The organism is Acidiphilium sp. AL (genome assembly GCF_025499445.1).
GTDB lineage: Bacteria > Pseudomonadota > Alphaproteobacteria > Acetobacterales > Acetobacteraceae > Acidiphilium > Acidiphilium iwatense.
Genome location: NZ_JAIMBZ010000031.1, coordinates 1 through 20,122 on the forward strand (window position 1 = coordinate 1; position 20,122 = coordinate 20,122).

18 protein-coding genes, 1 pseudogene and 1 other annotated feature are annotated in these 20,122 nt (G+C 62.5%); of the genes and pseudogenes, 8 read left to right on the forward strand and 11 right to left on the reverse strand.

Going from position 1 to position 20,122, the window contains the following annotated elements; translation table 11 throughout:
• Window positions 1–126: transposase (locus AiwAL_RS14810; protein WP_262312567.1), on the forward strand; the 126-nt coding region annotated here is incomplete at its 5' end.
• Window positions 127–350: 224 nt separating this feature from the next.
• On the opposite strand, the gene guaA is transcribed toward AiwAL_RS14810, so the two are convergent.
• The 7 genes from guaA to gpmI form a co-directional block, all read right to left on the reverse strand.
• Window positions 351–1,913, reverse strand: a complete 1,563-nt coding sequence (guaA, locus tag AiwAL_RS14815; protein ID WP_262312944.1) for a glutamine-hydrolyzing GMP synthase — start codon at window positions 1,911–1,913, stop codon at window positions 351–353.
• Window positions 1,914–1,969: 56 nt separating this feature from the next.
• A complete protein-coding gene (locus AiwAL_RS14820; protein WP_235705656.1) occupies window positions 1,970–2,635 on the reverse strand; it encodes a dienelactone hydrolase family protein in 666 nt (221 codons plus the stop codon).
• Window positions 2,635–3,132, reverse strand: coding sequence for an RNA pyrophosphohydrolase (locus AiwAL_RS14825; RefSeq protein WP_262312945.1), 498 nt, complete (start codon window positions 3,130–3,132; stop codon window positions 2,635–2,637). The genes AiwAL_RS14820 and AiwAL_RS14825 overlap by 1 nt, the downstream gene beginning before the upstream one ends.
• Window positions 3,129–4,070 carry a divergent polysaccharide deacetylase family protein gene (locus tag AiwAL_RS14830; protein WP_235705653.1) on the reverse strand — a complete coding sequence of 314 codons (942 nt, stop codon included), beginning with the start codon at window positions 4,068–4,070 and terminating at the stop codon, window positions 3,129–3,131. Before AiwAL_RS14830 ends, AiwAL_RS14825 begins: the two co-directional genes overlap by 4 nt.
• A gap of 13 nt (window positions 4,071–4,083) precedes the next feature.
• Window positions 4,084–5,454, reverse strand: coding sequence for a S41 family peptidase (locus AiwAL_RS14835; RefSeq protein WP_235705654.1), 1,371 nt, complete (start codon window positions 5,452–5,454; stop codon window positions 4,084–4,086).
• Window positions 5,455–5,525: 71 nt separating this feature from the next.
• Window positions 5,526–6,692: a murein hydrolase activator EnvC gene (locus AiwAL_RS14840; protein WP_235705655.1), complete on the reverse strand. Its 1,167-nt coding sequence runs from the start codon at window positions 6,690–6,692 to the stop codon at window positions 5,526–5,528.
• A gap of 145 nt (window positions 6,693–6,837) precedes the next feature.
• Window positions 6,838–8,364, reverse strand: coding sequence for a 2,3-bisphosphoglycerate-independent phosphoglycerate mutase (gene gpmI, locus AiwAL_RS14845; RefSeq protein WP_262312946.1), 1,527 nt, complete (start codon window positions 8,362–8,364; stop codon window positions 6,838–6,840).
• A 117-nt stretch (window positions 8,365–8,481) separates the two neighbouring features.
• On the opposite strand from gpmI, the gene AiwAL_RS14850 reads away from it, so the two are divergent.
• The 6 genes and pseudogenes from AiwAL_RS14850 to AiwAL_RS14875 form a co-directional block, all read left to right on the forward strand.
• Window positions 8,482–9,255, forward strand: coding sequence for a TatD family hydrolase (locus AiwAL_RS14850; RefSeq protein WP_235706140.1), 774 nt, complete (start codon window positions 8,482–8,484; stop codon window positions 9,253–9,255).
• Window positions 9,252–10,052 (forward strand): MBL fold metallo-hydrolase, encoded by an 801-nt coding sequence (locus AiwAL_RS14855; RefSeq protein ID WP_235706139.1) that lies wholly within the window; start codon window positions 9,252–9,254, stop codon window positions 10,050–10,052. The genes AiwAL_RS14850 and AiwAL_RS14855 overlap by 4 nt, the downstream gene beginning before the upstream one ends.
• Window positions 10,049–11,266: an aminopeptidase gene (locus AiwAL_RS14860; protein ID WP_235706138.1), complete on the forward strand. Its 1,218-nt coding sequence runs from the start codon at window positions 10,049–10,051 to the stop codon at window positions 11,264–11,266. The genes AiwAL_RS14855 and AiwAL_RS14860 overlap by 4 nt, the downstream gene beginning before the upstream one ends.
• 206 nt (window positions 11,267–11,472) lie before the next feature.
• Window positions 11,473–11,646, forward strand: coding sequence for a hypothetical protein (locus AiwAL_RS14865; RefSeq protein WP_235706137.1), 174 nt, complete (start codon window positions 11,473–11,475; stop codon window positions 11,644–11,646).
• 591 nt (window positions 11,647–12,237) lie between these two features.
• The gene (locus AiwAL_RS14870; RefSeq protein ID WP_262312953.1) at window positions 12,238–12,840 is read left to right on the forward strand and encodes a hypothetical protein; all 603 of its coding nucleotides are present in this window, start codon (window positions 12,238–12,240) and stop codon (window positions 12,838–12,840) included.
• A pseudogene (locus tag AiwAL_RS14875) lies at window positions 12,723–13,273 on the forward strand (transposase); the annotation flags it as partial. The gene AiwAL_RS14870 and the pseudogene AiwAL_RS14875, both read left to right, overlap by 118 nt.
• Window positions 13,010–13,126: a sequence feature (AL1L pseudoknot), on the forward strand. It overlaps the preceding pseudogene by 117 nt.
• Here AiwAL_RS14875 and AiwAL_RS20430 read toward each other — a convergent pair.
• The 4 genes from AiwAL_RS20430 to AiwAL_RS14890 form a co-directional block, all read right to left on the reverse strand.
• Window positions 13,246–13,662 (reverse strand): TniQ family protein, encoded by a 417-nt coding sequence (locus tag AiwAL_RS20430; RefSeq protein WP_407932572.1) that lies wholly within the window; start codon window positions 13,660–13,662, stop codon window positions 13,246–13,248. The pseudogene AiwAL_RS14875 and the gene AiwAL_RS20430 sit on opposite strands and share 28 nt — an antisense overlap.
• Before the next feature lie 8 nt (window positions 13,663–13,670).
• The gene (locus AiwAL_RS14880) at window positions 13,671–14,609 is read right to left on the reverse strand and encodes a TniB family NTP-binding protein (protein ID WP_262312947.1); all 939 of its coding nucleotides are present in this window, start codon (window positions 14,607–14,609) and stop codon (window positions 13,671–13,673) included.
• The gene (locus AiwAL_RS14885) at window positions 14,597–16,021 is read right to left on the reverse strand and encodes a transposase family protein (RefSeq protein ID WP_235706014.1); all 1,425 of its coding nucleotides are present in this window, start codon (window positions 16,019–16,021) and stop codon (window positions 14,597–14,599) included. The genes AiwAL_RS14880 and AiwAL_RS14885 overlap by 13 nt, the downstream gene beginning before the upstream one ends.
• Before the next feature lie 357 nt (window positions 16,022–16,378).
• Window positions 16,379–18,298 (reverse strand): sigma-54-dependent Fis family transcriptional regulator, encoded by a 1,920-nt coding sequence (locus tag AiwAL_RS14890; protein WP_235706015.1) that lies wholly within the window; start codon window positions 18,296–18,298, stop codon window positions 16,379–16,381.
• 290 nt (window positions 18,299–18,588) lie between these two features.
• Between AiwAL_RS14890 and adh the strand changes: the two genes are divergently transcribed.
• Entirely contained in the window at window positions 18,589–20,121 is a 1,533-nt protein-coding gene (gene adh / locus AiwAL_RS14895) for an aldehyde dehydrogenase (protein ID WP_235706016.1), read from the forward strand.
• Window position 20,122: the final 1 nt, after the last annotated feature.

Here is a 20,122-nt window from a genome sequence, read left to right on the forward strand (position 1 = left end):
CACCTGATCGAGAACTTCTTTGCCAAACTCAAGCAATTCCGCGCCATTGCAACGCGCTACGACAAAACCGCCAGAAACTTCCTCGCAGGCGTCCACCTCACCGCCACCGCTATCTGGCTTAATTGACACCACACCCTAGCTCTGAAAAAAGACCGTCAGAGGGCGCTCTGACCCTGACGGTATCGAGCCAACTCGAATTGTGCAATGGGAAAGGAGACCGTCAGACAGTCCGTCAGATACCGTCTCTGCCGGCCGATATTCCTCGAAGGGTACCGGATGAGTTGTTATTATTTATCAGTTGTTTACGTAGGTTCACGGGATACTGCGGGATACCCTGGGATGGGCCAAAATCATTCCCACTCGATCGTGCCTGGCGGTTTGCTGGTGATGTCGTAGGTGACGCGGTTAATGCCGCGTACTTCGTTGACGATGCGTCCGGCGACTCTGGTGAGGAAGCTCATGTCGAACGGATAGACATCGGCGGTCATGCCGTCGGTGCTGGTGACGGCACGCAGCGCGCAGGCGAACTCGTAGGTGCGGCCGTCGCCCATCACGCCGACGCTGCGCACCGGCAACAAGGCGACGAAAGCCTGCCAGATCGCATCGTAGAGGCCGGCGGCACGGATTGCCTCGAGATAGATCGCATCGGCCTTCTGCAGGATGCGCACCTTGTCGCGATCGACCGGGCCGGGGATGCGGATCGCGAGGCCAGGACCGGGGAAGGGATGACGGCCGACGATGGTTTCGGGCAGGCCAAGCTCGCGGCCGAGTTCGCGCACCTCGTCCTTGAAAAGTTCCCGAAGCGGCTCGACGAGTTTCATGCGCATCCGCTCGGGCAGGCCGCCGACATTGTGGTGCGACTTAATGACGGCGCTCGGCCCGCCGCGCGCGGAAACGCTTTCGATGACATCGGGATAGAGCGTGCCCTGGGCGAGGAAATCGGCGCCCCCCAGTTTGTGGGCTTCTTGCTCGAACACCTCGATGAACAGCCGGCCGATCGTCTTGCGCTTCTGCTCGGGGTCGGAGATCCCTTCGAGAGCGGCGAAAAAGATGTCCGAGGCGTCGCGATGCACGAGCCGGATGTTGAAGCGGTCGCGGAAGACGCGGATCACTTCGTCGGCTTCGCCGGCGCGCAGCAGGCCGTGATCGACGAAGATGCAGACGAGCTGATCACCGATCGCCTCGTGGATCAATGCCGCCGCGACCGAGGAATCGACCCCGCCAGACAGGCCGCAGATCACTCGTCCGCTGCCGACCTGGGCGCGGATCGCGGCGCGAGCGGTGTCGCGGAAATTTGCCATCGTCCAGGCATTCGACAAACCGCAGACGCGATGGACGAAATTGGCGAGGAGTTTTCCGCCGTCCGGCGTGTGCATCACCTCGGGATGGAACTGCACGCCGTAGATGCGTCGGGCATCGTCGGCGATCGCGGCGAAAGGCGCGCCGTTGCTGACCGCGACGGCCTGGAAGCCTGTGGGCAGAGCGGTGACGCGGTCGCCATGGCTCATCCAGACCTGGGCGCGAGCACCGCGTTGCCACACTCCCTCGAACAGCGTGCAATCGGCCACGACATCGACGAAGGCGCGACCGAATTCCCGATGATCCGAGTTTTCCACCGCGCCGCCGAGCTGGGCGCAGATCGCCTGTTCGCCGTAGCAGATGCCGAGAACCGGCACGCCGGTATCGAAAACAAATGAAGGAGCGCGCGGCGACACGTCTTCGGTCAGGCTGGCGGGGCCGCCTGAGAGGATGAAGCCGCGCGCACCGTGGGCGGCGATGCGTTCGGGGTCGACGTCGAACGGCCAGATTTCGCAATAGACGCCTGCTTCACGCAGGCGCCGGGCGATCAACTGGGTGACCTGGCTGCCGAAATCAAGGATCAGGATGCGTTCGTTGGTCGCGTCGCTGTGCATGTCATGTCATGAGCATGGTCGGCGAAACACTGCAATCCCCGCTTGATGCCGATTGTTCAGACCAGATGTTCGGCGAAGAAGGCGAGACTGCGCTGCTCGGCCAATTGATTGGCTTCGGCATTGAAGCTCGGCCGGTCCTCGCAGCCGAAACCATGCTCGGCGTTCTCATAGACATAGACTGGCAGGTCGGGGTGGGATTTCCGAATCGCTTCCACGTCCTGGAGCGGAATGCTTTTATCCTTGACGCCGAAATGCAGCTGCACCGGGCAGTGGGTCTGGGCTTCCTTGGTCGCGGCGATGCCGCCGCCATACCAGCCGATCGCGGCCTTGAAGCTTTTGCTGCGCGTTGCTCCCCACCAGGCGATGGTGCCGCCCCAGCAATAGCCGATGATGCCGGTCGGCCGAGGCGAGAGTTTCGCCACCGTGGCCTCGATGTCGCGCATCACATCCGCTTCATCGATCCGGGCGCGCAGGGCGAGGCCTTTCTGGGCTCCTGCCTGGTCATAACCGAGTTCGACGCCGCGTTCTGCGCGATCGAAAACCGCGGGGCAGAGCACGCGATAGCCGAAGGAGGCGAGGCGGTCGGAGACGGCGCGCATGTGCCGGTTCACCCCGAAAATCTCCTGCACGACCACCAGCCCGCGCAGGGATTTCTCGTCGCCGGTCGCATAGGTCTGAAATTTATGGCCATCGGACGCGGTCAGCTCGATCATATTTCCCATCATTCGGCTCCGTCAGGTTTTGCGAAAGGCGCGAAATCGCGCGCCACGCGTTGGTAGGTCGGCCGTTTGAACGGGACGGCCAGATCGGCGATTTGACCAAGATCGGCCCAGCGCCAGGCGTCGAATTCCGGGTGCGCATGGGTGTCGAGCCGGATCATGGTGTCGGTTCCGGTAAATCGGAGGGCGAACCAGCGTTGTCGCTGGCCCCGGTGTTTCGAGCCGGATCGCGCCATGATTTCGGGGGGGAAATCATAGTCCAGCCAGACCGGAATTTCGCCGATGATGGTTGCCGCGTCGGTGCCGATTTCCTCGTGCAATTCGCGCAGAACCGCGTGGCGTGGGTCTTCGTCCCCGTCGATGCCGCCTTGGGGCAATTGCCAGGGATGGGTGGCGATGCGCTTGAGGTCGGCGCGGCGAGCGATCAGGACCTTGCCCGCGCGGTTGAACAAGGCGGCACCGACATTGGCGCGATAGGGCAGGGTGGCGGGATCGGTCATGGCGCGGTCTCCTGTGTCGTCAGGGCGCTGACCGGCACGAGCGTATAGCCGTGCGCCTTCAATCCCTTGCACCAAGTGGCAAGAACCCGGATCGCGCGCGGCGCCGGCATGGCGAGGACACCGAACGCGCTGCCCTTTTGCGTCGCGATCGCGGCAAGGCGGCCAAGCGCTTGTTTTTCCGCGGCAACGCCTTGGCTGGGGTGGATCAGGATATCGGCCCGACGCCCGGCGATTCCAGATGGCAACTTGATGCCGGGCGTGGCGACGATCAGAAAGACGCCATCGGCGGCAAGATGCTTCGCCAGCCAGGCGGCGGCGGATGGATGGGCGAGATAGGTTTCCGGCGCGGCGAGGCCGACCGCATCGGTGGTGCCGGCATAGCCCGCGACGCGCGACAACGCCCAGTCGAGCCGTTTGTGGTTGCGCATAGCGGACGAACCGGCGTGGAGCGCCTGATCGCCGGCGGTCGTGGCAGGTTCTCCCGCGACCTGCATCGGCAGGCCCAGGATCGTTTCGTGTCCCGCTGCGCGCGCCGCTACTTCGATCCGGGCGATATGCGCGCCGTAAGGGGTCAGGGCGAGCGAAACGGCGGGAGGCAGGTCGCGCACGGCCGCGAGGGATGCTGCTTTCGCATCGCCAAGTCCGGCGACCATGATCGCGATATAAGGCAGGTTTTCTGTCGGAAGCGACGCTCGGGCTGCGTAATACCGCATCGGCACCACGCCATAAGGGCCTGGATGAGGGATTTTCCAGGCCGGATCAACCGGAGACGCGGCGAGCAGGAACGGGCTCGGCGCCGGTATGCCGGCAGCACCCTGCTGTGGCGCCGGGTGGAGGCGGGATTTGATCGGACCCAGATATTGCAACCACCCCGCACCGAGGATCACGATCGTCAGAATCGCAATCCAGAATGCTGCCAGCGATCGCGGTATCCGCATGACCGCCGCTTATTCAGTGCGACGCGCTGGCCTGGGTCAACTCGTTCTGCTGCACCATCGCGTTCGCCAGTTTCAGCGCCATCTGCAATTGGTAATCGGTTGCCGGCTTGCCGAGCGTGAACTTCGGCCAGTTTGCCGGCGGGCGCGGCGCGATGGATTTGGCGATGGCGGGCAGGACGAGTTTCGGCGGCAGAATCGGCGCCTTCATGCCGGACGGGTTGTGGAACGCGTGCGGCATATCGGCCTCACGAATCTTCGGGAAATGATCCTTGGGATTGCGCGTTTCATGGACCACGAGATCGGGAGCCACGCCGTAATCCTGCAGCGACTTGCCGGAAGGCGTGTAATACAAGGCGGTAGTCAGGCGCAGGGCACCGTGCCCCGGAATGGTAAAGATGGTCTGCACCGAGCCCTTGCCGAAGCTGCGGGTGCCGAGCACGACCGCGCGGCGGTTCTGCTGGAGTGCGGCGCTGACGATTTCGGCGGCCGAGGCGGTGCCGGAATTGATCATCACCACGATCGGCTTGCCGTGAGCGATGTCGCCGGGATGGGCATACCAGACCTCGTCATCCGAGGCGTGCCGACCATGGGTCGAGACGATCTCGCCCGCGTTCAGAAAATCGTCGGCGACAGCGACGCCCTGGTTGAGCAGGCCGCCGGGATTGTTGCGCAGATCGAGCACATAGGCCGCGACCTTGTCATGGCTTTCGGTCTTGAGCTTGCGCATGGCGCGGCGAATGTCCCGGTTCGCGTTTTCCGAGAAACTGGATAGCCGCAAATAGCCGATATCGCCGTAAAGTTTGCTGTGGACCGCCTTTACATGGATCACGGCACGGGTCAGCTTGGCGACGATCGGCTTATCCACCCCGGCGCGCTTGATGGTGAGGGTAATCGTGCTGCCCGGTGGGCCTCGCATCTCTTCGACCGCCTTGTTGAGCGAGAGACCGACCATCGGCTTGCCGTTGATACCGACGATCAGGTCACCCGGCTTGATCCCCGCTTTCGCGGCGGGCGTGCCGTCGATCGGGCTGATCACCTTGATGAAGCCGGCAGCCTGGGACACTTCCAGCCCCAGCCCGCCGAATTGCCCGCTGGTTTCGGCCTGCATATCCTTGTATTGGCGGCGATTCATGTAGCCGCTATGGGGATCGAGCCCGGTGAGCATGCCGTTCATCGCGTCGTAGACGAGCTTGTGGGACGGCTCGGGCGTGACGTAGTCGGCTTTGACACGCTGGAAAATATTCTCGAACAGCCCGAGCTGTTGATAGGTGTTGGTGCCAGGCCGCGCATCGGCCAGCGCCCCGTGGACGACGGGGATGATAACGCCGGCACCGATCCCGACGATGAAACTGCCCGCGATCAGCAAACTGGTTCGAAACTTCATCAGCGCAATCCTCTTGCCTCAGTATTCCAATAATGCGCCTGGGCGGGAAGTCCAGAGCCGCGCGCGGTTGCTCAGCGCGAAGCCGCCGCCGCGCCGAACCGGGGCGTGGGATCGACCGCCGTGCCGTCATGGCGCAATTCGACGTAAAGTTCTGGCTGTCCGCCTGGATTATGCGCATCGTAGCCGGCCATCGCGCCGACCGGCTGGCCCGGAACTACCGACTGGCCGACGCGCACGTCGAACCGGGCGAGCCCGGCCATCACGAAATCGTATCCCCCACCGCAATCGAGGATCATCAGCTTGCCGTAATTCTGGAACGGCCGGGCGAACACCACGCGACCGGGACAGCTTGCACTGACCACGGCGCCGGGCGCGGCGGCGAAAGTGTCGCCGATCGCGGGGCCGGCGGTGGTCGATGCGCCGAATTGCCGCACCAGCTTGCCGGCGACCGGCGCACCGCGCAAGGACTGGGGCACGGGAATCCGCGCCGCGGCTTCGCGGGCACGCGCCGCTTGCCGGCGTTCCGCCTGCAGCCGTGCAATCACGCCCAGCAGGTTATGCGCGGTCTGTGCCGCGCTCGCCGCTGCGCGCGCCTCGGCCGCATGACGCGCCACCGCCGCCGCCGCGGCATGGCGGACCGCGATGATGTCCGCCTGAAGCGCCGCGGCGCGCTGGCTTTGAGTGGCGACCGCGGCACTCATTTTCGTCTGTTCGGCGGCGAGCGCGGCGGACAGCGACGCGTAACGCCGACGTGCCGCGCGCAGCGCCTGGGCCCTCAAGCCGATTTCGCGGGTCAGACCACGCATGACCAGTGCGCCTTCGGCCGCACGGCCCGGTGCGGCATCGGCGGCGAGCAGCGTTGCCGCCGGATGCAGCGCGAGACGCGCGATCAGCGGCAGCAACGGCGCGATCGCGGCGGCATCAGCGTTCAGCTCCGCCTTGGCGGCCTTGGTCTTCGCGCCGAGCCTGGCGAGGCGGTGCGCGATCCGTGCCGCGCGATCCTCGTCCGTGCGCAGAACGGCGTTGACGGCGACTTCCTTGGCGACGAGCGCATCTGCCTGGCGTTTCGCGGCCGCCGCTTGCCGAGCCGCCGCAGCTGAAGCCGCCTGGTGCCGGGCCGCCGCCAGATTGGCCGCGTCGAGTTTCTTCTGCACCTGGCCGAGCTGGGCCGCCCGCGCGATTGGCGGCAAGGCGATCAGCGCGATGGCTAATGTGATGGTTCTGAAGTTCCTACGCATATGCGGCGGCGATTTTAGGAACTTCAGAACCAAAAACAACACTAGAATCATATGTTTGCTAGTGTCCTTTCGATTCGGACCTTCGTAAGGCGCTGGTTTGAACCACAACGAACGTCCGAATCGGGACACTAGGCCGGCTCTGGTTCTATCGCGCATCGTCCTCCATCAGGTTTTTGCCGGTCATCGCGGCGGGCTGCTCGATACCGAGCAGGGCGAGCAGCGTGGGCGCCAAGTCGGCGAGGCGGCCGTCGCGCAATTTTGTGCCGTTCGGGGCACCCACCAGTAGCATGGGCACCATGTTAAGCGTGTGGGCGGTGTGCGGACCGCCGGTTTCCGGGTCGCGCATCAATTCGCAATTGCCGTGATCGGCGGTGACGATCATCGCACCATCCTTGGCCTCGATCGCGGCGGCGATCCGGCCGAGCCCGGCATCGACGGTCTCGACCGCCTTGATCGCGGCATCGAGCACGCCGGTATGGCCCACCATGTCGGGATTGGCGTAATTCAGCACGAGCAGATCGAAGGTGCCGCCGTCGATCGCCGCGACCACCCGCTCGGTCAGTTCGGGCGCCGACATTTCGGGTTGCAGATCATAGGTCGCGACCTTGGGCGAGGGCACCATGATCCGCTCCTCGCCCTCGAACGGCGTTTCGCGGCCGCCGTTCAGGAAATAGGTGACGTGCGGGTATTTTTCGGTCTCGGCGGCGCGCAATTGCCGCTTGCCGGCGGCGGCCACGACTTCACCGAGCAGGTGTTCCATCGGTTCGGGCGGGAACAGGCAGTGCATGAATTTGTCGAGATCGTCGGAATAGGGAACCATGCCGAGAGCCGCCGCGAAACGCACCACCCGGTTGCGCTGAAATCCGTCGAATCCCGGATCGAGCAGGGCGGCCAGGATTTCCCGCACCCGATCGGCGCGGAAATTGGCGCAGAGCAGACCGTCACCGTCCTTCATGCCGGGGAAATCGTCGATTGTCAGGGCTTTGACGAATTCGTCGGTAATGCCGTCGTCGTAGCTCGCGCGCAGGGCAGCGACCGGATCGTCCGCCCTGGCGCCTTTGTCATCGACGAACAGATCATAGGCCTGTTGCACCCGGTCCCAGCGTTTATCGCGATCCATTGCGTAATAGCGGCCGATGAGTGTGGCAATCGCGGCACCTTTAGGCAGGGCTTCGATCAGATCAGCGAGGCAATCGGCACCGCTTTGCGGCGGGGTGTCGCGGCCATCGGTGATCGCGTGGACGAATACCGGCACGCCGGCATCGGCGACCATGCGGGCCAGAGCCGCGATATGGCGCTGATGCGCGTGAACCCCGCCAGGCGAGACCAGGCCGACCAACTGGCACGCTCCGCCGGATTTTTTCAGCGCTGCGACGAAACGCCGTAGATCGGCATTGCCGTCGAGCGAGCCATCCTCGATTGCGGCGTCGATCCGGGGTAGTTCCTGCATGACCACGCGCCCGGCGCCGATATTGGTGTGGCCGACCTCGGAATTGCCCATCTGCCCGTCCGGCAGCCCGACATCGCGGCCGCAGGCGCGCAGGAAGGCGTGCGGCGCGGTTTGCCAGAGCCGGTCGAAATTCGGCGTTTTCGCAAGCGCGACGGCGTTGTCCGCCCGGTCCTCGCGCCAGCCGAACCCATCGAGGATCGTCAGCATTACAGGTTTGGTCATCGCAGTCTCCGTGGCCTATGCGCTCCGTGGCGTGTGCCGGAGATGGACAGAGCGGCCCCGGTCGGTCAAGCGGCCTGCATGGTTTCGATACCGCCCATCCTAGGTTAGAACCCGGCTATGCTGATCGATTCTCACTGCCATCTGGATTATTTCACTGAGGCGGAGCGGCCCGAGGTGATCGCCCGCGCCCATGCCGCGGGGGTGGCTGAGATGGTCACCATCGGGACAACTTTATCGCAATCTCGCGGCGCGATTGCGATGGCCGAGGCCGGAGCAAAAATCTGGGCCTGTGTTGGGGTGCATCCGCATCATGCGGGCGAGGAGGAGCCGGTGCCGCCGCCCGAGACGATCGCCGCGATGACCGTGCATCCCAAGGTGATCGGCATCGGCGAATCGGGGCTCGATTATTTCTACGATCGGGCGCCGCGCGAGGTGCAGGCCGAGAATTTCCGCGCCCATATCCGGGCGGCCCAGATGGCCAGGCTGCCGCTCGCGATTCACGCGCGCGACGCGGATGACGATATCGCCTCGATTCTCGAAGCCGAATATGCGGAACAAAAATTCGCATTTCTGCTCCATTGTTTTTCGTCGGGACGGCGGTTGGCGGAGCGTGCGCTGGCATTGGGCGGCTACGTGTCGTTCTCCGGTATCCTGACCTTCCCGAAATCGACCGAACTGCGCGAGATCGCGCGGGACATTCCGGGGGACCGGCTTCTGGTCGAGACCGATTCGCCCTATCTCGCGCCGGTACCGTATCGCGGCAAACGCAACGAACCGGCGCACATCGTGCATACGGCGAAGCGTCTCGCCGAGGTGAAGGGGGTGAGCGAGGCAGTGCTGGCCGAACTGACCACCGCGAATTTCCGCCGCTTGTTCGCCAAGGCCGCATGAGGTTCCGCACCATCCTGCTCGGCACCGGCGGTTCGGCCGGGTTGCCACAGATCGGCGGCGCGGACGGCGCCGGGGAATGGGGCATCTGCGATCCCGGCGAGCCGCGTAATCGCCGGACCCGCGCCAGCATCTTGATCGAAAGCGATGGGGGGCGCATCCTGGTCGACACCGCGCCGGAGCTTCGCCTTCAGCTTACCGACAATCGGATCGGGCGGATCGACGCCGTCATATTCACCCATGCCCATGCCGATCACATCGCCGGGCTGGACGAGGTGCGCATTCTCAACCGAATCGCGAACGGCCCGATTCCAGCCTATAGCGACGCGCAGACCTGGGACGAGCTACGCCGGCGCTTCGATTATGCGTTCAAGCCCTGGCAGCCGCCGGGATTCTTCCGTCCGGTGATCGAGACGCATGGGGTAGCCCCCGGCGAAACCCATATGATTTGCGGCCTCCCGGTGACGATCATCGGTCAGGACCATGGGTTTGCCCGAACGCTCGGCCTCCGCATCGGCGGCGTCGCCTATTGCCCCGACGTGATGCGCTTCGATGCGGATCAATTCGCTCTGCTCGAAGGGGTCGATACCTGGATCGTCGATTGTTTCACCAAGGGGCCGCCGCACCCGACCCATGCCAATCTGGATCAGGTGCTCGCATGGGCCGAAACGCTCCGGCCGCGCCGCACCATACTCACCCATATGGGGCCGGATCTGGATTATGCGTCGTTGTGCGGCACCCTGCCGGACGGAATCGAGCCGGGGTATGACGGGCTGATCATCGAGGGGGAGGCGACATGACGAGAGACAAAAAACTTGGCCGACTCGCGGAAATCGCAGTGAAAATCGGCGTCAATGTGCAGAAGGGCCAGGAACTCATCGTCAATGCGCCGATCGAGGCGCAGGAGCTGGTCCGGCGCATCGCCGAGCACGCCTATCGTGCCGGGGCAACTCTGGTCGTGCCGTTTTTTGCCGATGATGCGACCCAGCGCGCGCGCTATCTGCATGCCGGGGATGAGAGCTTCGATTTCGCGCCGGCCTGGATGGGCGAGGCGATGGCGAAGGCGATCGGCAACGGCGCCGCCATGCTGACCGTGGTGGGTTCGGACCCGATGCTGCTTGCCGATTGCGATCCGGCGCGGATCGGCCGGGCGCAGCGCGCGGCGGCGGCGGCGATGAAGCCGGTGCGCAACCTGCTTTCCGGCTTTGCGACCAACTGGTCGATTCTGTCGTTCGCGACGCCCGCGTGGGCGCGGGCGATTTTTCCTGACATCGCCGAGGGCGAGGCGGTGGCAAAATTATGGGATGCGATTTTCGCGGTCACGCGGGTCGATCTGCCGGATCCGATCGAGGCATGGCGCGACCATGCTGCGTCATTGCTCGATCGGTGTGGTATTCTGAACAACAAACGCTTCGCGGCCCTGCATTTTCGTGGGCCGGGAACGGATTTGCGCGTCGGTCTCGCCGAGAATCACCTTTGGGCTGGTGGCGCGATCGAGGCGTGCAACGGCGTGGTGTGCCTGCCCAACATGCCGACCGAGGAAGTGTTCAGCATGCCTCACAAAAACAATGTGGAAGGCATTGTTTCCGCAACAAAGCCGCTGGTGTATGGCGGCGTGCTGATCGAGGGGATTTCGGTACGATTCGAGGCCGGACGCATCGTGGAGGTCCATGCAAGCAAGGGCGAAGATGTGTTCAAGTCGCTGATCGACACCGACGAAGGGGCGTCGCGGCTCGGCGAGGTGGCGCTGGTGCCGGATGCATCGCCGGTGTCACGCGCGGGGCTGATTTTCCGCAACACGCTGTTCGACGAGAACGCCGCGAGCCATATCGCGCTCGGTCAGGCGCTGGCGCTGAACATGAAGGGCGGATGCGACGCCGCGCAGGGTGCCAATGAAAGTATGATCCATGTCGATTGGATGATTGGTTCGGCGCAGATCGATGTCGACGGCATTGCGGCGTCGGGCACTGCCGAACCGGTGATGCGGGCGGGTGCGTTCGTGATCCGAAATTAAAGGCGGGCGATGTGGGGGATCTGCAAGAATTTGTGCGCCAGGTTTTCGAGTCCCAGCCTCTGCCTTTTCAAGATCAACTATCTGAAGGGTGACGCAATCTCCTCCATAGGCGCAATGCAGCGCCGCAAAGGAAGCGGCGATTGGCCGGTTTTTCGCCACGGTTCCGGTCTCTATCTGTAACCAAATGGATTGCAGAGGAATAGGCCGTGACTCATCGAATGATTTTCGGCATCGCCGTGAAAGACCTGATCCCAAGACGAAGTGAATCCTTGGCCGAAACCGGCATCCAAGGCGATTACTGGCCGAGCGACTATCGGGACGACAATCACTGGGAGGTCGACGGCCAGACCGTGCGCGACGACTGGCGTGGCAGCGACTGATCACGGCGTATTTTTTCCATAATATATCTTCTGCGATTTTCGGATCTGTCGGGATTTACGCCCTCTGTCGCGTTTCCTAATTGACCGGAATTTTTAGGCAATCACCCGCAGTGGTGGGATTTGTGTGCCAAATTGATCGTAAAAATTATCCCAATTTATCGTAAAAATGCCCGAATTAACTGTTGATGCCATACCAGGCTTCTCCAGCGGCAACGGGATTGCGGCGCTGGTACTCTGATCGGGTTGCTATCCCCTGGATGGTTGGGAACTCGGCGCCGAATACGGCACCCTGATTCGTACCGGCGGAGCGTTTCATACGATCCAGATCATCTGGCCCAATGGGTGTCCCCTATCGACAGAACCGAACTCGGCGCCACCGCGGCGACCGAAGTGGCATCGGAACCTCCCCTCGCCAAGTCAGCGCAGCGTTCGAGCAAGCAGCAATCTTTTTGGCTCAAATGAAACCCCATTTATCACCGGAAATTGTTTCCACGGCATGTATTTTGGAATTATATTCCTATCAGATAGGCCGGTTGGCCAATCTCTGTCTTGAAAATTTTTGGTCAAAATCCGCAGGCAAGGAGAACGAACGTGAGTCGCACTCCTTATTTCATCGTAGCAGGCATCCTCGCTGTGTCTGCCGGACCAGCCTTCGCGCAGTCCGGCAGCATGAAAATGCCGATGCCGATGGCGGAGGGGCCAGCCCATTTCGAGCCGACGCGGCAAGCCTACACGACCAACCATCTGTTCCTGGTCAAGCTCCTGGCTCTGCCGACACCGATCCCGTACCAGAAGTACTTTGATCTGCGCTTCGCCGTCTATGACGGCCACGATCCGACGAAACGCTTGACCGATGCCACCCTCACGCTTTTTGCCGGAATGCGCCACGGGCTGAAGCACGGTTTTGCCCATGGCATGCAGTCGTCGCCGCGGATTGAGAAGACGGCCGGCGTGTTCATTGTGTCGGGCATGTTTTTCCACATGCTGGGACCGTGGGTGCTCAAAATAACGGTCCACGAAGGCGGTGAACCGCGCCGGGAATCCTGGAGGCTCCAACTCTTGAGTAGGATGGAGCAATGGAAAAGCGGAAGACATCGAACAGATATTCACCTGAGGTCCGCGAACGCGCGGTGCGGATGGTGCTGGAGCATGGCAAGGATCATGCTTCGCAATGGGAGGCGATCGGTTCGATAGCGCCGAAGATCGGCTGCACGACGGAGACGCTGAGAGGGTGGGTTCGCCGGGTGGAGCGCGACCAGGGGATACGGCCCGGCCCTACGAGTGCTGACCAGGAGCGGATCTAATCTCTGGAGCGGGAGGTCCGGGAGCTGCGCCAGGCGAATGAGATCCTGCGCAAGGCATCGGCTTATTTTGCTCAGGCGGAGCTCGACCGCCGGTACAAGCCATGATCGCGTTCATCGACGCGCATCGCGAAGTCCACGGTGTCGAGCCGATCTGCGAGGTTCTGCCGATCGCGCCGTCGACCTACCGTGCGCATGCCGCTCGCCGTGCCAACCCGGGCCGCCTGCCGCCGCGCGCCAAACGGGACATCCAGCTGCGGCCCGAGATCCGCCGGGTGTGGGATGAGAATTTCCAGGTCTATGGTGTGCGCAAGGTCTGGCGACGCGCCGAGCAGACGGCGCAGAAGCCGAGTTGCCAGACCGCGCGCTCGTAAGTCTCGCCATATCGTCGAACGTCCTCATTAACGCAGAGGGGGCACCAGGCGCGCGACTGCCTGTGCCAACCTGATGGGTCCGGTAAACCCTGTATAGGGATTCGCAGCTCGGCGATTCGGGTTACGTCGAGGCGCGTTGCTTGCGCCAGGAGGTACTCCAGCTCCGCATCTGGCCTCCAATGGATCTCGTGGAATTCAGAATAATGGGCTCCCTCCGCGCGGGGCCCCCGCAGGCACCAAACCAGTTGCTCTGGCTCCAGGTCATAGCGCGCCGCGACACGGCCGATCCACGATCTCATCGCTTCATCGGCGAATGGTCTCGGCGCCACCGGGATCGACATAAGCGATGTCAAGCTCGGCGTGCCACTGCTATCCCCCTAAGTTGGGAACGCGTACCACGGCCGGGCGCCGCCACGCCATGCCAAATCTCCGGATCATCGAAGCTCGCAAGCTCGATTCGCTCTCGTCCGCTGCGGATGGCTGCCATTGCGGCACGCTCCACCGCCTTGCAAATGCCCAATGTGACTCCGCCCGACCGTTCCACCAGCATAGCCCGCAGCTTGGCAGAATCGACCGGCGATGGCTGGCGCAGTGGTAGGCTCCAGACAAGGCGGGTGACGAAATCTCGCAGGTCGTCGCCCAGTGTCCACAGTGGCAGCTCAATGTCGCTAAAACGACTACGCAGTTGCGTGTCTGACAGCAGAGCGTGTCGTGCTTCGGGTACACCGACACCGACTAATGCAAGCCTAAGATCGTTCGACAGGAACCGCAACAGCTGCAAGAATAATCGCTGCTGCCGCGGGGATCCCACCAACACCGAGTTGATCTCGTCGATCACCAGAACCCGCGTACCAATTTCGCGCAAAAGCCGGATTGCCGACGTGCGCAATTGACCGCCATTGCTCCAATATCGGACAGAAGGTGCCTCGATCGACTCAAGCACGCGATGGAAGAATTCAGACTCGGTCGGCTGTGGCGGCATCAGCACCACAACCACCGGCCGATGCTGTACGCCCGTCGCTTCATCAAAGCTGACCGCGTTTTGTCGCTCGAACTTGCGGATCAGCATTGTCTTGCCCATTCCGCTCTCGCCGAGGAGGAGCAGATTCTCCATCCGCTCACGTGGCGGTTGGTCGAACGCTTCCTGCAAGTAGCCGAGCAGACGGTCAACCGTGGCATGCTGGATCCAGCGCTCGGTAAGAATGTGAGCAATCCGTGCTTCGGCCTCTAACCGTGCGATTGGGCGCACGTCCATCGGCAGGTGGGCAAATTCGTCTACCGTCGCCATTCCCAGAACTCCACACCGCTGGTTGTACCCTCATCCGGCATCGGCACTTTGGCGTCGGGATCGTCGCCAGGGCTTGCCATGGGAATGTGTGATTGACTACGACTTCCAGTTACCTGGTCGGTGGCTAGGCTGGCGCGGACGACGGCCCGGCGCGCGCGCTTGCTCCGGTCATGCGCTTCAGCGAGGATACGACGCTGCTCCTCGACAACAGCAAAAATCGCGTGCTCGTCTACACTGCGTCGTCCGTTCTCCCGCAGGTGCTTGGTTGCAAAACGATGCTCCCATAGCGTTATCGGAGGGCGTCCGATGTCAGCATAAGGTACGCGCACATGGTCACCTGCCGGAAGTTCAACGAACACCGCGCTCAGATCGCGCGGGTCGTATTTCACGCGGAGTTTTGAGCTACCGCTCTCCACAATGTGTGCAAGGACACCGTCCTGATAGAAGACGTTGAACAACCGTATTCCGTCGCGTCGCACAACGCGCTCTTCAAATGGTAGAAAATCGAGGCGAAAAGCGTCCGGATCCGCAGGCTGGCGTATTGATAGGCCAGCAACGCCATCTTCCCATGCTGCCGCAGGCGTGCCCCCCAGAGCCGAGTGCACTTCATTGTGATAAGGACCAAGCACATCCAGAATAAGGATTCGTTCAAACTCTCGAAAAGAGAGCACAGCGCGGTTTTCAGATTGGTAGTCGCCACGCACAGCGACATTTGAGAATGTCGTTCCTGGCAGACCATGAACCCGACTCATGAGAGTTCCCATAAGGCGCTCGATATGTCCCCCAAACCGTGGTGTTGCCGGAGGGCGGTATTCGAGCCTGATGCCGTGCTGCTGACAACCACGCTCAAAAGCACGCGAGTGAAATTCAGCGCCGTTGTCCACGTGAATAATCTCGGGGATCCCGTGCGTAGGCCATATTAGGTTTATACCGATGTCTGCGAGTTGCTCTTCCTTCGGCAGCACCGCATGCGTGACCGCAAGACCGGCAACGGCCGCGCTGGGAGGATCGAGTGAAAGCGCAAGACCCACGACCATTCGGGTATGCACGTCGAGCACGGCCGTCAGCCAAGGGCGCCCTATACAGGCTCTGGTGACGTCGTCGACAAGCATGATATCAACTTTGGTATGATCGACCTGGACGATTTGCAGAGGACGTATCGGCCGAAGCCCGATTTTCACCTGACGTAGTCGATTATTCATGACTGCCGGACCGTCGCGAGCTTTTATTCGTTCGCGCAAACTGCGCGCCGAAACACGCGCCCTCAAAGCCTTCATTGACGGCGGCATCAGAGCGACCGCCATGCAATCATGCCGGACAAGACCAAGTAGCCGCTTAATCGTGGGCCGCTCACGCTTCAAAAAAATCGCGTCAATCGCCGACTCGATTACCGCTTCAACGGCAGGATCCAATCGTCGATGGCCTTTCGCCGAGCCTCTCTTCTTTGGCAAAAGAGATGCTGCGACAGGCGAGTTTCGAAATTTACGTATAAGCTCGTAAGACCCGTGTGATGCTTAGATTAAGCTGCTTTGCTGCAACGGAGGCATTGGAGACACCTATTTTGGGTCTCTCAGCGACAGGACGAATCACTGCTTCACGCCGAACCGCTTCGGTCCAATCAACATCGGAAACCGAGTTCAACGGCGGATTTTTTGTCTTGCTCACGTTCGTCTCCACGTTCGCACAGACGCCTCCGGTTAATTCGAATACTTTTATGACGAATCAGGGCATTTTACAATAAATTTAGGTATTCATAATAGATTGAAAAATCATGATTTAATTTTCAGGGAATTTGGTTCCGCGACACTCGCCGCCGGAATCGCCGCAATCCGGCGATAGAGTGTGTTGCGGCTGATGCCGAGACGACGTGCTGCGGCGCTCATATTGCCGTTGCTTGCCTCGATCGTGCGAAGGATGATCTGATCGGAATGATCGCGCAACGAAGCCGCGCCGCCGCTGTCTTTCGAACCGGCCTGGGATGCCGGGAGTGACCGAAGTTCCGCGACGGCCTCATCCGGCAGGTGCTGCCAGCCGATCTCGGTTTCCTCGGGATCGCACATCGAATTGGCGATACGCAGCAGGCTCGACAACTGGCGCAGATTGCCCGGCCAAGCATAGGTCCTGAACGCATCGAGCAGCGCATCCGACACGATCCGGGTCGGCCCCTGCCCCGCATCCTGGGCGAGAATCCGGGTGATCAGGGCGTCGAGATCGCTGCGATGTCGCAACGGCGGGATCGATACGCCGAGCCCGTTCAGCCGGTAGAACAGATCGGAGCGGAACCTGCCCTGAGCGATATCGGCCTTGAGATCGCGGTTGGTCGCACTGATCAGGGCAAAATCCACTGGCACCGGCCGGCCGGCCAAGGGTGTCACGATCCGCTCTTCCAGCACGCGCAAGAGGCGAGTCTGCATCGATAGCGGCATGTCGCCGATTTCATCGAGGAACAGCGTGCCGCCCTGGGCTTCACGGATGCGCCCGGTCGAGCCTTCGCGCCGCGCGCCGGTGAATGCGCCGGGGGCGTAGCCGAACAATTCCGCCTCGATCAGGTTTTCCGGCAATGCGGCGCAATTTACCGCCACGAAAGCGCCGCCCCGGCGCGGCCCGGAGTCGTGAATCGCCCGTGCCAGCACATCCTTGCCGACACCGGTTTCGCCGCGCAGCAATATCGGGATCGGTTTGTCCAGAACGCGCCGCAACTGGCCGATGGCGCGGGTCATCTGCGCATCGCCGGTATCGAGGGCGGCAAGCGCGTCGGCTGGCCATGCAGGCGACGGGGGGGCACGACGCGGCGGCCCGATGCGCGGGACTTCGAGCCGCAGATAGAGCCGTCCGCCGTCACGCCGGCGAATTTCCGCCACCTCACCTATGGGCCGGCAATCCCGTGCGAGCAGATCGCCGAAGCGGCAATCGATCGCATCGTTCACGGATTTCCGGCCCATATCGGCTGGGCGCAGCCCAAGCAGTTCGACTGCTGGCCGGTTCGCTCCGAGAATCCGTCCATCGGGCGTGATTGCGAGCACACCTTCGACCACCGTGCCGAGCGCCTGCGCCGAGGCATGGAAGCGGAGCTTGATATCGCGGACATGGCTGATCTCGAACATCCGGTTTTCGATCATCTGGGCTGCCGCCCGCACCAGCCCGAACGTATGCGGGTGGTAAATCCGGTAATCGCAGGAAATATCGAGCACGCCGAGCAGGCTGCCATCCGAGGCGGCGAGAGGCGCGGCGGCGCAGGCGAGAAATCCGTTGCGTTCGAGAAAATGCTCCGGGCCGTGGATCACCACCGGGGCGGCCTCGATCAGGGCGGTGCCGACCGCATTGGTACCCCGGTCGTTCTCCGCCCAGCATGCGCCCGGCCTGAGCGCCACCTGGGCCGCACGGTCGCTGAACCCCGGATCACCCACCGCATCGAGCAGGAAGCCGTTCTGATCGGAGAGCAGAATGATGCAGCCGGAATCGCGGATCTGCGAATGCAGATACTCGATGATCGGCCGGGCGCGCGCGGTCAGGCCGGATTGGCGTTCCATCGCCTCGCCCAGTTCCCGATCATCGAGATGCCGTGCCTCGTTGCGGGGGCGTTCGGGAGACAATCCGGCGCTGACGCAGCGCTGCCAGGAACGGGCGAGCACCGGGCTGAATCCGGGCATGGTGGCGATTTCGCCCCGCTCGCTCAGGCGGTTGCGCATTATCGCAAGATCCGGTGCGTGTGGCTCCATGGGCCGCTGCCTGCCTTCTTTCCACCCTGTTTGATGAAATTTTGATTGACCGGGACGATAGGTCGCACCGGAACGGGTGACAACGGTTATCCGCAATTTTGTCCCGTTTCGGGACAATGCCCCCGAACGAGACGCCCCGCGCCGCGCCGCGGGATGGCCGCATGCCACGAATCCCGCCTCCGCCAGGCAAACCGGTGTTGGCACGGCGGTTGCTTAGTCCTTGGCAATCATCAACGCGGCGCAGATATGGAGGAACGACCATGCCCGATGGCGCGATACGCCCGCTTGCTGAAACCGCCCCCGACGGTTTCAGCTTCAAAACCCGTTACGACAATTTTATCGGCGGCCGCTTCGTCTCGCCGGTGAAGGGTGCGTATTTCGGCAACGTCACGCCGATTACTGGCCAAGTTTACACCGAGATCGCACGGTCGACCGAAGAGGACATCAACCTCGCCCTCGATGCCGCCCATGGCGCCGCCGAGCGCTGGGGCCGCACCGCCGTGGCCGAACGCGCCGCCATGCTCAATCGTATCGCCGATGTGATGGAGCAGAATCTGGCCTTGCTCGCCTATGCCGAGACCGTCGATAACGGCAAGCCGATCCGCGAAACCAAGGCCGCCGACATTCCTCTCGCGATCGACCATTTCCGCTATTTCGCCGCCTGTGTCCGCGCCCAGGAAGGCAGCCTGTCGCAGATCGACGATACCACCGTCGCCTATCACTTCCAGGAACCGCTCGGCGTGGTCGGGCAGATCATTCCGTGGAATTTTCCGATTCTGATGGCCGCCTGGAAGCTCGCTCCGGCGATCGCCGCCGGCAATGCCGTCGTCATCAAGCCGGCGGAGCAGACGCCTGCCAGTATCATGGTGTTGATGGAGTTGATCGCCGATATCCTGCCGCCAGGCGTTCTCAACGTGGTCAACGGCTTTGGCCTCGAAGCTGGCAAACCGCTGGCATCGTCCAAGCGGATCGCCAAGATCGCCTTCACCGGCGAGACCACGACCGGCCGGTTGATCATGCAATATGCCAGCCATAATCTGATTCCGGTCACGCTGGAACTCGGCGGCAAGTCGCCCAATATCTTCTTCGCCGATGTCTGCAACGAGGACGATGCGTTCTTCAACAAGGCGATCGAGGGTTTCGTGCTGTTCGCGCTCAATCAGGGCGAAGTCTGCACCTGCCCGTCGCGCGCGCTGATCCAGGAATCGATCTACGACAGGTTCATGGAGCGCGCCCTGGCGCGGGTGAAGGCGATCCGGCAGGGCAATCCGCTCGACACCGCCACCATGATCGGCGCCCAAGCCTCCAGCGAGCAGGTCGAGAAGATCATGTCCTATTTCGACATCGGCCGTCAGGAAGGCGCCGAAGTGCTGACCGGCGGCGCGCGGGCGAGGCTTGGCGGCGAGCTGGCGGAGGGTTTCTATATCGAACCCACGGTGTTTCGCGGCCATAACCGGATGCGCGTGTTCCAGGAGGAAATTTTCGGACCGGTCGTCTCGGTCACGACGTTCAGGAACGAGGACGAGGCGCTCGGCATCGCCAACGACACGCTCTATGGTCTCGGCGCCGGCGTGTGGACCCGCGACGGCTCGCGCGCCTATCGCTTCGGACGCGAAATCAGGGCCGGCCGGGTCTGGACCAACTGCTACCATCTCTACCCGGCTCATGCGGCGTTCGGCGGCTACAAGCAGTCCGGCATCGGCCGCGAGACCCACAAGATGATGCTCGACCACTATCAGCAGACCAAGAACATGCTGGTCAGCTACAGTCCGAACGCGCTTGGATTTTTCTGAG